The 11,913-nt window shown below is 59.4% G+C and carries 11 protein-coding genes; 4 read left to right on the top strand and 7 right to left on the bottom strand.

The window, feature by feature from the left end; genetic code table 11:
- Positions 1–180: 180 nt before the first annotated feature.
- Positions 181–564 carry a hypothetical protein gene (locus AA309_RS25325; RefSeq protein WP_047191799.1) on the top strand — a complete coding sequence of 128 codons (384 nt, stop codon included), beginning with the start codon at positions 181–183 and terminating at the stop codon, positions 562–564.
- A 340-nt stretch (positions 565–904) separates the two neighbouring features.
- Here the strand turns inward: AA309_RS25325 and AA309_RS25330 are convergent, their stop codons facing one another.
- The gene (locus AA309_RS25330) at positions 905–2,539 is read right to left on the bottom strand and encodes an amidohydrolase (protein ID WP_047191800.1); all 1,635 of its coding nucleotides are present in this window, start codon (positions 2,537–2,539) and stop codon (positions 905–907) included.
- Between the two features lie 678 nt (positions 2,540–3,217).
- Here AA309_RS25330 and AA309_RS25335 point away from each other — a divergent pair.
- Together AA309_RS25335 and AA309_RS25340 are read left to right on the top strand one after the other, a co-directional pair.
- On the top strand, positions 3,218–3,466 hold the full coding sequence (locus tag AA309_RS25335; RefSeq protein ID WP_047191801.1) for a ParB N-terminal domain-containing protein: 249 nt from the start codon (positions 3,218–3,220) through the stop codon (positions 3,464–3,466).
- A gap of 72 nt (positions 3,467–3,538) precedes the next feature.
- Complete coding sequence (locus AA309_RS25340) at positions 3,539–4,207, top strand: hypothetical protein (protein WP_047191802.1); 669 nt, start codon at positions 3,539–3,541, stop codon at positions 4,205–4,207.
- Positions 4,208–4,270: 63 nt separating this feature from the next.
- On the opposite strand, the gene AA309_RS34665 is transcribed toward AA309_RS25340, so the two are convergent.
- Positions 4,271–4,591 (bottom strand): hypothetical protein, encoded by a 321-nt coding sequence (locus AA309_RS34665; RefSeq protein ID WP_150117748.1) that lies wholly within the window; start codon positions 4,589–4,591, stop codon positions 4,271–4,273.
- A gap of 302 nt (positions 4,592–4,893) precedes the next feature.
- Here AA309_RS34665 and AA309_RS37310 point away from each other — a divergent pair, with 302 nt between their 5' ends.
- On the top strand, positions 4,894–7,704 hold the full coding sequence (locus AA309_RS37310; RefSeq protein WP_150117749.1) for a calcium-binding protein: 2,811 nt from the start codon (positions 4,894–4,896) through the stop codon (positions 7,702–7,704).
- Between the two features lie 721 nt (positions 7,705–8,425).
- On the opposite strand, the gene AA309_RS25355 is transcribed toward AA309_RS37310, so the two are convergent.
- From AA309_RS25355 to AA309_RS25380, 5 genes are all read right to left on the bottom strand, one after another.
- Entirely contained in the window at positions 8,426–8,623 is a 198-nt protein-coding gene (locus tag AA309_RS25355; RefSeq protein WP_150117750.1) for a hypothetical protein, read from the bottom strand.
- Between the two features lie 176 nt (positions 8,624–8,799).
- A complete protein-coding gene (locus tag AA309_RS25360) occupies positions 8,800–9,336 on the bottom strand; it encodes a DUF3987 domain-containing protein (protein ID WP_047191806.1) in 537 nt (178 codons plus the stop codon).
- Between the two features lie 34 nt (positions 9,337–9,370).
- The gene (locus AA309_RS25365; protein ID WP_047191807.1) at positions 9,371–9,571 is read right to left on the bottom strand and encodes a hypothetical protein; all 201 of its coding nucleotides are present in this window, start codon (positions 9,569–9,571) and stop codon (positions 9,371–9,373) included.
- Between the two features lie 484 nt (positions 9,572–10,055).
- Positions 10,056–10,844 carry a hypothetical protein gene (locus AA309_RS25375; protein ID WP_047191809.1) on the bottom strand — a complete coding sequence of 263 codons (789 nt, stop codon included), beginning with the start codon at positions 10,842–10,844 and terminating at the stop codon, positions 10,056–10,058.
- The gene (locus AA309_RS25380) at positions 10,819–11,403 is read right to left on the bottom strand and encodes a site-specific integrase (protein WP_052954992.1); all 585 of its coding nucleotides are present in this window, start codon (positions 11,401–11,403) and stop codon (positions 10,819–10,821) included. The genes AA309_RS25375 and AA309_RS25380 overlap by 26 nt, the downstream gene beginning before the upstream one ends.
- Positions 11,404–11,913: the final 510 nt, after the last annotated feature.

Below are 11,913 nucleotides of genomic sequence, written 5' to 3' on the forward strand. Positions count from 1 at the left end.
AGGCTGCTGGCGAGATTGTAATGCTCGTCAACGATCTCCTTGTCCCGATGCTGTAGCAATCCAGTTGCGATGAAAAGTTCGGATCCAGCGTGATAGCGGGCCTTGAAGGCTCCGGAACGCGGGACATCCTTGTTGCATTGCCTCAGGCCTTGATCGGCTCATTCAGGAACAGCAACAACCATGTTCGACACCCTGCCTTCGACGCTGCTCACCCTCTTCCTCGCTTTCTGCGTTCTCTGGCTGATTGTGCAGGCTCTCCGAAGGATGCTGTCATCCCGTCGGAGGAGGCGAGAGCCCTCACCAGAGGCGGTACCGGAGCCTCGTCCTAGCCGTACTAAACTGGCTGAACCCCAAGTGGCAGGTCCCGTCTCCACCATCCCAGATGCCGCGGACGTTCTGGCGTTGAAGGCGGCCATCGACAACCTGGCGCGGCAGATTGCGGCTCTCGAGAAACGCTTGGCGCCCGAACCGACAATTCCCCAGCCAAACCAGGCTGTCCCAAACGGGAGGACAGCCGAGCCGAAACCTGAGCTGCCGCCGGTGACACCGGAGCATCGGATCTGAGGCAGGAATCAACCCGATCTTCGTGTTCCGCAGAGCCAAGGGCCTTGTGGCGCATCCTGTCAGGGGGCGGTGAGGAAAGAGCGAAACTTTTTTAGGAGCAAAATTGCAAGGCAAGGGACGGCGCCGGTCCGAGACCGAGAATCCCAGACTTTTGCCCCCATTGGCGGAGGCTCTTTAATCGCGGCACGACAGTGTCGATTAGACAGAGCGCAGCGTGGTGAAGAGCGTTGACGTTCCCGGATCGGCGCCTCCAATCTACGTTGTCTGACCCTCCGTCATCCGGCAGCTGAAACGCCCGTGCAGCCGCTCACCGACGCCGCCTGATCAGCATGGCTCGTCATCAACGCACTTCCCCCACACGATCGAAGACGACTTCACCGCCTCTGATCGTCAGATCGCACCGGGTGTCGTGCAGGATCTCCTCCGGAGACGCCGACAGGAGATCGCGAGAGAACACCGCAATATCGGCCGCGAGCCCGGGCACCAGGCGGCCCCACTCCTGCTCCGCTTTGTTCACGTAAGCACCGAACTCGGTGAAGGCTGCAATGGCCTCTGCGATCGAGACCCTCTCTCGTTCGCTCATGACCGTGCCTTGGGAGGTCTTGCGGGTGAGCATTGTAAAGAAATTGGGGAACGGATTGATATCGCACACCGGAGCGTCACTACCGGCCGCAGGCTTGAAGCCGAGATCAATCCAGGTCTTCAATGGGTAGGAAGGGTGCGCCCGCTTCTCGCCGAGCACAGAGGTGTACAGATCACCAAAATCGTAGATGAACACCGGCTGTGGCACGGGCTGGACCCCGAGCCGCGCCATGCGGGCATTCTGATCGGCCCGTGCGTAGCCGGCATGCTCGATCCGATGACGCCGGTCGGGATCCGGCATGGCGTTGAGTGCCCGTTCATATGCGTTGAGCGTTTGATCGATGGCGGCATCGCCAATGGCATGGACTGCCAGTTGGTACCCTTTGGCGTGATAGTCCTGCACGAGATCATTCATCTCGTTGTCGCGCAGGAGCAACAGCCCCTTGGTTTCAGGCGCACCGAGATACGGCTCCGTCATCGCGGCCGTTCGCCCACCAGCGCTGCCATCGGTAAAGATCTTGACTGGACCAACGCGCAGCATGGAGTCCCCTGCGCCGGTGACAACCCCATCGGCATAAGCCTGCTCCACGATACCGCCCGGACCGCCGAGCAGGCATTGGGTGGTGCGCACCGGCAGACGCCCCAGACGTTCGGCTGTGCGGTAGGCTGCAACCTCCCGGTAGCCGGCCCGCATCCCCACGCCTGCATCCATCACGCTCGTAATGCCGTAGGACAGGCACGCCCGGCCTGCATCGTCAATGGCTTGGACAAGTTCCTGATCCGTCGGCTCCGGCAGGACGGCTTTCAGCCGGTCGCGTCCTGTTTCGGCAACAAGACCTGTCAGTCTGCCGTTGCGCCGCTCGATGGCTCCACCCTGCGGGACGGGTGTTGTTTCGTCTATCCCGGCGAGGGCCAGCGCCCGTGAGTTGCAGATGGTCACATGCCCGCAGGCCCGCACAACAGCGACGGGATGTTCAGGAGCAACGGCGTCAAGCTCCTCCCGCAGCGGGTGGCGCCCCACGTCCAGGGCAAACTGGTCATACCCTCGGGCCTGAACCCATTGGCCCGGGGGCGTCACCGCAGCCCTTTCTTTGATCCGCTCGAGCAACGCCGCGAGAGTCGGCGCGGATGCCGGGCGCAGGTCGACATGGCCCATGTTCACGCCATAGGGGAGAAGGTGCATATGCGAGTCGCACAGGCCAGCGGTCGCAAGGCGGCCAGCGAGATCAATCACGCGTGTCGATGGACCAACCAAGGGCTCCATGTCCGCCGATGATCCTGCAGCCAGGACATGCCCGGCCCAGACGGCAATCGCTTCCGTCACTCCTTCAGACAGTCCACGAAACACGCGACCATTCGTGAGGACAATGTCAGCTTTTGGCAGAAACGGCATTAAATTCTCGTAAGGGAAAAGGCATCTGAGATAATCGCGAATGCGTGAGGGTGGCACAGCCATCCTGCATGTCGCAAGCGTTTGTCTCTCCTCAGTGGCTCTCACATATCGGGGACATTGAAGCCATGAGGAAGGGGAGCGAAAAGTGCATCGCTCCGGATCTCTCCAAGCTGCGAATGAAGTGCAAGGCCTTGTTGCTCCTCGGGCAGGATGCGCCCAGTCATCCATAGTTAGTTTGTCCGCAGAGTGCTGGTGTGGTGGTACACCGTCATAGGTCCTGAGCTCCTTTTGCGTTTTGCCTCACCCGTCTCTCGCCTTTATCCTTCCTCTATCGCTTGAACATCCTGAACTCAGCGACGCGAGATGACAGCACGATGGCCCCGCAATCGTAAATTATGGCTATGTTGAGCTGGGTGTGGGACCATCTTCACCAGCCCGGCTGGGGTGACACGTCGCCGGAAGGCTTGCGAACCGCGCCTACACGACAACCCATAGAAGGCCGGCAATGGTGAACAGCCATCAAGGCGCAACGGAGCGTCGGCTAACCCGAGGTGCGAGCACACACGCTTGGTCTAACCGGTGCCAATGTAGCGCGGTTCGGGGGATCTCTTCGGGGCTCCGGATTGCCCTTTCCTCGGTTCTGATGGAAATTTCATTCCGCTGATGGAGCATAGGACGATGTTGAAAAAGCAGACGATTGCCATCCAGGATGTCTATGTGCCGGTGAAGCGACGCCACACGCTGGATCCGAAGAAGGTTGAGGCACTGGCGGAGAGTATCCTCGCCAAAGGTCAGGAGGCACCTATCCTCGTGCGACCGGACGAAGGGCGCTTTGTCCTTGTTGAAGGGCTTCATCGGCTCGAAGCCAGCAAGGCATTGGGGGAGACCACCATTTCAGCCTACCTCGTCCAAGCTCGCCATCATTGAGTTGCCAGTAGGCACATCAAGGAGTTGGACGGCGCGCACCACTGGGTTACGCTTCCGGACAGGAGTTAACCGGTGACCGCCCTTTTGTCGTTGTCCTTTGAAGAATGGATCGACTTCGTCTTCGATCACCCGGCCACGGGGCCGGAGTGGTACTGGGCGGAGGATGCGCCCTACTGGGACGCGCCGGCCTGGCGAGCCACCGAATATGTGACGAGACTGTTCGAGGATCCCCTCCCGGCGCTCACTGGGTTCACCGATGCCGAAGTGAACATGGGACTGAATTATCTGATCAGTCCGGGTCTTGGGGAGCATATGGTCTGCCTCGATGATCCTTCCGTGGAGATCCAGGCACGGCTGCGCTGCGTCCGGTCGTGCGAGAGTCTGTTCCGCCAGCTCTTCCTGCCCCGATGCTCGCCGCATCTGTCCCATCGCGACGAGCCCGGATCGTCCCCGCTTAATGCGGTGTGCTACATGTGGTGGGATATCATGCCGGTCCATGGTGGCCCGCAAGAGAAAGACCGCCGCGCATTGCATGCGGCAGCTTTGGAGACAATGGACGCCATTCTTCAGATGGATTCGGTCGCGTGCCAGGAAAGCGCGCTTCATGGGCTCGGTCACTGGCACACAGCTTTCCCGGAGGAGACCGAGCGCATGATCGACGCCTTCGTCCGGTCGCACCCGCATACCCGGCCTGAACTGCTCACATACGGCAGGGGGGCACGCTGCGGCTGTGTGCTTTAAGAGACGGAGCCGCCGGCACATCCGCGGTCGGCCCCGCTCTCATCACATGGAACCAGCCAGTCCTCAGCATCGATGGACACGAACCCGCTGGTTCGGACCGACGACATAGCTTTGAACCGCGCAGCCAGGACGATCAACCCGCTGCGGGAGTGCCGGGAGAACTGTGCCAGTCACGTCGACATCTCGCGGCACGATTGTCACATTGACCTCTCGTGGCGCGATTGGGGCGGTCGCTGGGACGGGGGTTCCGTCTGGATAGCGCAGCACTGGGTCAACGACTGTTCCGTCCGGATTGCGAAGGATTTGATCGGTCTGAGCCAGAGCCGCTTCGGGCAGCATGGCCCCAAGAGCGAGAAGACTAAGCAGCAGCCTGCGGTTGATCATGGGTTCTCTCCTGCCAGAGAGCTCCCGAAGAAAACGGATGAACAGGGCTGCCAGTTCATCCGTGATCGCCTCCGCCCAGTGCCGCGCCGCCGCCAGACAGTGGGCCGAAGCTCAGGTGTTGGAGACAACGTCATCACCAGCCAGATCGAATGGCGGTCATAGCAGTTGAAGTTACCGCGCCCGCCGGTATTAGCCAGAAAGAGATCAAATAACACCCCGGAAGGGTTAAGGAAGACTGGGCCATCACGGTTGCTAGATCTTCACAGTCTAGGAACAATACCCTCTGGGCAGGGGGGAACAACGTGGCACAGATTACGGCAAGTCCCGGATTTCGACTCCGGATGGATGCGGCTGGCAACATTTCAGAACTTAATAGCTATTGGTCGCAACTGACCACCAAGTCCTATACGTCTTCCACTTTTTCGACCCCGCTGATCAAAGGCGGCTCCTACTTCTCGACCTTCTCGATTCAAGTCGGGGGCGCACTTGCATTCAATAAGTTCAAAGCAACTCTGACGGGCGACATCTCTTCCTTGGTGCTCCTGAAGAATGGTCAGACACGGCTTTCCGTCAGCACCAATGATCCGGTCTATGTTCAGAATGTCTCGCGCCTCCCGCTCAGCCTCTTCGTAAGGGGCAATGATGTCATCACAGGCTCAAGCCTCGACGACGCAATCTCTGGCGTGACCGGAAACGATCGACTTTTTGGTCTCGGTGGCGCGGACTTCCTGAATGGGGGCTCCGGAAATGACAGCCTGGACGGCGGATCCGGAAATGATGCGCTCTTCGGAGATACCGGAAGTGACCGACTTTTTGGCATGGAGGGCACAGACCGTCTGTATGGGGGCATCGGGAATGATGGCCTGGATGGTGGATTCGGAAATGATGCCCTCTTCGGGGACGATGGTCACGATACCGTCACAGGTGGGGCTGGAGCCGACACGATCTCCGGCGGCGCAGGTATCGACACCGTAAGCTATGTGGGATCGAATGCGCGTGTGAGCGTCAATCTGTCCACGGGAACAGGTTCGGGTGGGCATGCGACCGGCGACAGGTTGTCCGGCATCGAGCGCGTGGTGGGCTCAAACTACAATGACGTAATCGTCGGCAACAGCCTCTCGAACACACTCCAGGGTGGGGGTGGTCATGATTGGCTGAGCGGCGGTTCGGGATCCGATGTGCTTCAGGGAGGCGTCGGACGTGATACGCTGACCGGCGGTTCGAGTGCAGACATCTTCGTATTCCGGAGCGCCGCAGAAAGCGGTGTCGGAGAGAGCCGGCGGGATCTGATTACGGATTTCACAGCCGCCGATGTGCTGGACTTGCGAAGCATCAGCACCCGCTTCGCCCTAACCGGAGATTTCACGGGGAGTGGCAGGCCGGAGCTGCACTACTATCATACGGTCTCAAGCGACGGCACGCGCATCACGGTAGTCGAGGGCGACCTCAATGGTGACCGCAAGGCCGATTTCCAGGTCTCACTGAAGGGGCACATAGTGCTCTCGGCAAACAACATTCTTGGAGACGTTTTGGACTCACCTCCAGGAACTCCTGGAGGAGATCCTTTTGTAGGTGGCTCCGGAAACGACACTCTCATCGGTGGATACGGGGCAGATACGCTCGTCGGGAATGGGGGAGACGATCACCTCTTCGGAGGTTATGGGGACGACACCCTATATGGGGACGCTAGTGAACCTAGCTCAACTCGGTATGGCGATTGGGCTGGCGCATCCGGACGTGATGTTCTCTTCGGCGAGTGGGGTAATGACACCTTATACGGCGGGGCATGGAACGACACGCTGTTGGGCGGCTACAATAACGACATGCTCTATGGGGAGAGTGGGGACGACGTTCTCCAGGGCGATTCAGGCGATGATACCCTCATAGGAGGTGCCGGGAAGGATCTGCAGCACGGCGGGCTAGGGGACGACCTCATCAATGTCGGCAGCGTGAGCGAGATGCTTGGAGACGCGGTCGACGGCGGAATAGGCATCGATACCCTTTTAGCCGATTATTCCACGTTAGGAACTGCGCTGACCTTTACCGCTGCAGACGATCTCTCCACCTATTCCGCTCCCGGCGGCTTCTCGGTGACGAGTATCGAGATCTATCGCATCATCGGAAGTAACTTCGCTGATGCGATCACAGGATATGCTCTTAATGACACGCTAACAGGCGGTGGCGGCTCCGACCACCTTCGCGGATTGGGCGGAGATGACAGTCTTTTCGGCGGCGTCGGAAGAGACACGCTGGATGGCGGCAATGGCGATGATGAAGTTTTCGGCAACGACGGTGACGATACGCTCCACGGCGAGTTGGGGAGCGACACACTCGATGGTGGCGCAGGTGCTGATACTATCGATGGCGGAGGGGGTAACGACACGCTGCGTGGCGGGGATGGCGATGACGATCTGAATGGCAGCGCAGGCGACGATACTCTCTATAACGACGCTGGCCGTGATACGCTCCGCGGTGGCGATGGCACCGACAGGTTTGACATTGCTGATGACCAGGGGGCTGCCGATGAGATCCACGGGGGAGCCGGCACCGATACAGTCGAGTTTGCCGTTTCCAAACTCCCTTCCGGCCGTTCTGCCTATGTCGATCTCGAAAATCAGGCGACGAACGCTGGTATTGCTCACAATGATCGGTTCTCCGAGATCGAGAAATTTATCGGGACCAACTGGGACGATGTTCTCCTCGGGGACAGCACAGCGAATTATTTTGAAGGACGTGATGGCGGAGATGTTTTGAACGGGCGGGATGGTAACGACACTTTGGATGGCGGCCTCGGCAGCGATGTGCTCACAGGCGGCGCGGGGGCAGATCGCTTTGTGCTGGACCTCTCTCTCACTAATGGTAAATGGCCCGCAGATATCATCACCGATTTCAATCGCACGGAAGGCGATAAACTCGTCGTCCAAGGAGGCGTGCCTACCCTCGAACAGGGCCTCGACTCGAATGCAAGTGCAGCAGGCCCGGTTTTCATCTTCGAAACGGACACTCGACGTCTATGGTATGACGCCGATGGGAGCAATCTGGAGAAGGATCCAATCCTGGTTGCCACCTTGGTGAATGTAACAAGTCTCGTGGTGACGGACTTCGTTTTATGATTTAAGCGAGCGGGGCGGCCTCTTTCGAGGGCTGCCTGTACCCGCAGTTGACGCGATGGTTCTAGATCCTCAGCCTGAAAGGTGCCGGGTAGTTTTCCAGCGGCAATTGAAGAGGTCTCGATCTTCATGACGTTCTCTTGATGTCTGCCTATGCCAGTAGCGTCTTTGGGTCTTGGAGATGAACCGGGCTGAATCGAGCTCGCAAAGATCGGTCTCCATGAGCAGCGCGATTGGGCATCCTGGGAAAGATCAGAGCAGTCAATTGCAACGATGCTTCTGCGAACGGCGAAACTGCTTTCGACATGGGTTGAAACATCCTTGAGCGCGCGCTCAATCCGACCTTGACCTAATAAAAACCAAACGCTGGGGCAAAATCTCTGCCTGGCCCCACGGCCGGTTTATCCTTCCCAACTCGCATAGACTTTTGACGCCGCCCCTCCCGATCGGTTCTGCCGCTGCGAATTGCGGACCTCGCAAACGAGTGCTGGAACTAGCGTGGGGCCAGGCTGCGCTCTCCCGCTGAGACGCCCCTCTCAGAGGAACCCGAAGGGGTGGGGTGGCAGGTAACGTCATCGCCGTCATCTTGTGCGCACCAGAGAAGGCCTGCCAATCAGATCGAGAGCGGAGCGGAGAAGCCCGTCTCCCATAGTTGATCGGCGTCTGCGATGCTCATCGTGGCAGGGTTCAAGATGCAGCCACAGAGGAGTGTCAGGCCGGGCAGTCAGCACCGGCACCAGCACGCGACCAAGCCGATCGACTCATCGCAGACAAAGCAGCGATGGGTGTCCGTCTGCACAGGCGCAAGCCGCACATCGTTCAGCAACTCGATATTGAGGATCACGCCAGCATCGCTCCTCGCGCGCTCCGCATCGCGTCCGTGCTCCTCCGCGAGCCGGTGCGCGATCCACTTGAAGCGCATCCGGATCTCGTCTGCCGGAACTCCGCATGCTGTGCCAATTGTGCCGTTTGTGCCAAGACCCTCCTCCAGCATCGCATCGGCTGGAGTTTTGGCCCTATTGGCACAATTGGCACACGCTTCCGAGCCGGCATGCGCAGGCTGAGCCCGCGCCGCCAGAGCCTTTGCCAGCCAAGTGCTTATGCCGCCCTCGCAGTGGCAAGCAGGGTCGGGTTCACCTCGTAATCGGAGGAAATCCGTCCAGCACGCGGGCCCACGCGCACTCCCGCGGGACGGATCCACGCGGCCTGCACCAGCGCCTCGCAGGGATGCTCCATGTGCCTGGGATCGCGCAGAAGACCGCCAATGCTTCGCCGCGTGTCGCGAGCGTTGAAGCGCGCAGGCTTGGTCTCGTCAATCCAGCGGGCCAGCAGCATCGCCCGGCGGTCCTGCTCCGGAATGGCAGCCTCCCCGAACACCCGCCGCGCCATGGGCAGGAAGTAGCCGTCCACCAGACCGATCGCCGACAGCATGGTGGCCTCACCGATCTTCACCGGCTCAGTCCGGAATCCAGCCTCGGACCAGCCGAGATACTCCGGCACCAGCGCCAAGCGCAGCACGTGGCCCGGCACCTTGCCGAGAGCACCATTGAGCAGTCCGGATGCTGACTTCGCCCTTACCCTGATCTCCACCACATAGGCCTTGAACTGGGCGGCTGCTGCCTCACTCAGAGGCAAATGGCTCGGCTGCCCAGATCCATCCTAGCGCGGATCAGCCATGGCGCACCTGTGTGGTGAGACCTGCGAGCTCTGCGATGACCAGTGCCAAGGCTGGGCTGACTCCAGTGCGGCGGGTGATCGCTCGAATGGCAGTGTGGGCGTGTAGCTCATTCTGACGGGCCCAGTCGAACAGGTCGGGCAGACGCGACTTCGCTTTTCGCGAAATGCGCTTTATGATATGGAGGGTTTTCATAACAAACATCCTTGAGCCCCGCGCGAGAGCCTCGTTCGGGGGTCTTCTTTTGCGACAGGGCAGGGTGGAATAAGCGGGCTTTGAGGGCTTCAGTATACTAGCGGGCTTGGCTGATTATCTCCGGTCACTCATTGCTCGTGGAGCGGGAGTGACCAGTCTCCGACGTCGAAGCCTGAAGATTGCAGGTCAGCCAAGCATCAAGTTCGTCCGTCGAGTAGCGAATGGTCCGGCCTATCTTTGAGTAGCCAAGGCCGCCGCCATGGAGGCGCAGCTTCGCCAGCCAGGAGGAGGACACACTGACGTATCCGGATGCTTCGACTGGGTTTAGATATTGTTTGAGTTGCACAGGGAAACCTCTTCGCTCTGCCTGCCAATCCAGGCAATGCAGGGAGGCTATGAGCAGTTGCAGGTATTCCCGACCTGACCATCAATAATGGCCAATCCTGAATCAGGATTGGCCATTATTGATTCTTAACAAGCGATTTCAGCCTTCTTGTTTTGCCGAATCGCGGATTATATCGCGCACATAGTTCGTGATTTGGCTTTGCCCAATCGACTTGAGCCCCTTGGCTTCCAGACGAGTGTTTAGCTCACCTCTGATTGCATCGACTGTTCGGGCCTGTTTTCCACGGCGGAGTGGCACGCTCTTCCAGTGAGCTGTCACTAATTTCCGAACGATGTCCTCCGTGCGCTGCCCCTTAGCCGCTCGCGCCTGCGGACCCTTCTGAAGCGCCTTTCCTGCTTCGTGAGCGGAAACAGCCGCCTCGTTGATCCCATGGACTAACATCTCGAAACGGTGATGTACGTGCATAAGGAACCAGATGTGCCTGAGCGCGTCCTGGTCGAGGTCCTGCTTCAGGATCATACTGATCCCCTTGATGAGCAGCATCGCAGATCTCTCTCGCGAAAGAGGCTCTGTTCTCTCCTCAACGATCGTCGGCCAATCCTTGAAGCTGATGACAGTGACAAAATCCTGAGCTTTTATCTTTCCGTTTTTTGCAATTTCTTTAGGCATCCGGGTTTTGCCGCTGTCCTCATCTGTAGGAAGCTCCGCCTCGCGAAGAACCGCTTGCGCACGCATCCGAAGGTCTTCGAACTTCTTGCGCATCTCCTTCTTTGAAAGTGCGAGCAGATCGACAGATGGGTCCTCGTACTGGATCGCCTCTGTTCGAAGCAATCCGCGCTGATAGACCGTACGACGGATGGTCGTACCTGACGCTGGATCTGTCTCGACGTAGTCCTTGCGCTCAAGCGGCAGCTTTTTCCTCGGCATTAGGATCCTTCGCAGTTTTCTTTGGAGTATCGAGCGAGGAGATGAACTCGCCCCAAGTGTCTAAAGCCATCTTCCGCTCCTCCAGGACCTCGTGGCGCTGATAGACGGCCGCCATGCCCGAGATGGTGCCGCCCTGATGGTTGAGGATCTTGTCGGCCACATGCGGCGCGATCCCGAGCCGAGCCATGCCCGACACTACCGTCCGGCGCAGATCGTGCAGGGTCCAGTCGTGCACCCCCGACAGGCGGTCGAGCCGGGCCTTGGCTTTCGAGTAGCCCTGGAACAGGGTCGTACCGTCACCTGAGAACACCAGCTCGCCCCGCCTAGGCGTGCTCCGGAGCAGATCCCGCACCGGCTCGTTCAGATGCACGATGTGCGGCTTGCCGTTCTTAGCGTGCTCGGGCGGCATGACCCAGACGGCCTTTTCCAGATCCAGCTGGCTCCAGGTCAGCCACCCGACCTCGTCCCGCCGCTGGGCTGTGAGCGCAAGTATCTGCACGATGCTGCCGAACGGATGCCCGATCTTTGCGTCGGTCTCCAGCAGGGCGGTACTGCACAAGGAAGACCTTGAGGCCGAAGCCCTTCAGCTCGCTGTCCCATCAGATCATCTCCTTGGGTCCGGAGGGCAGGCGATCGATGGTGCTCTTGGTCAGCTTGAGACGGCTGATGCGGCTTCCTCGCTTGGCTACCTGGAATAAGCCAGTCATATTAGCCACTTAAGGCACTGCAGGCATCGTCAGGATACGTGAGGAAACCAGCGACACCTGACTTTTAATCAGAGGGTCCTGGGTTCGAGTCCCAGCGCGCTCACCACCTCGAACCCTTAACCGGCAAGGGTTTCGTAACTTTCCTGCGTCCGCCCTCCCGCGCCTTCTTTTCTTTCGGGTAACGCCACGGGCAACAACGGACGAACTTCGAGCATCCAACGGCCTCGACGCACTTTGCGCTGGGCAGCCAAACGTCTGCAATGTGGCTACGAGCTGACCTTTACACAGTCACGCTTAAAGGACCGTCCCTGACCCAAAAGAGACGTTGGATCGAGTTCGATCGACAGCACGGGACAGGCGGA

Source organism: Microvirga vignae (assembly GCF_001017175.1).
GTDB lineage: Bacteria > Pseudomonadota > Alphaproteobacteria > Rhizobiales > Beijerinckiaceae > Microvirga > Microvirga vignae.

Bases quoted from the DNA above. Each gene is read 5' to 3' on its own strand.
- AA309_RS25375 (WP_047191809.1), bottom strand. From the start codon at position 10,844: ATGCCGAGGAAAAAGCTGCCGCTTGAGCGCAAGGACTACGTCGAGACA.
- AA309_RS25335 (WP_047191801.1), top strand. From the start codon at position 3,218: ATGTTGAAAAAGCAGACGATTGCCATCCAGGATGTCTATGTGCCGGTG.
- AA309_RS25330 (WP_047191800.1), bottom strand. From the start codon at position 2,539: ATGCCGTTTCTGCCAAAAGCTGACATTGTCCTCACGAATGGTCGCGTG.
- AA309_RS25365 (WP_047191807.1), bottom strand. From the start codon at position 9,571: ATGAAAACCCTCCATATCATAAAGCGCATTTCGCGAAAAGCGAAGTCG.
- AA309_RS25355 (WP_150117750.1), bottom strand. From the start codon at position 8,623: ATGCGCTTCAAGTGGATCGCGCACCGGCTCGCGGAGGAGCACGGACGC.
- AA309_RS25325 (WP_047191799.1), top strand. From the start codon at position 181: ATGTTCGACACCCTGCCTTCGACGCTGCTCACCCTCTTCCTCGCTTTC.
- AA309_RS34665 (WP_150117748.1), bottom strand. From the start codon at position 4,591: ATGATCAACCGCAGGCTGCTGCTTAGTCTTCTCGCTCTTGGGGCCATG.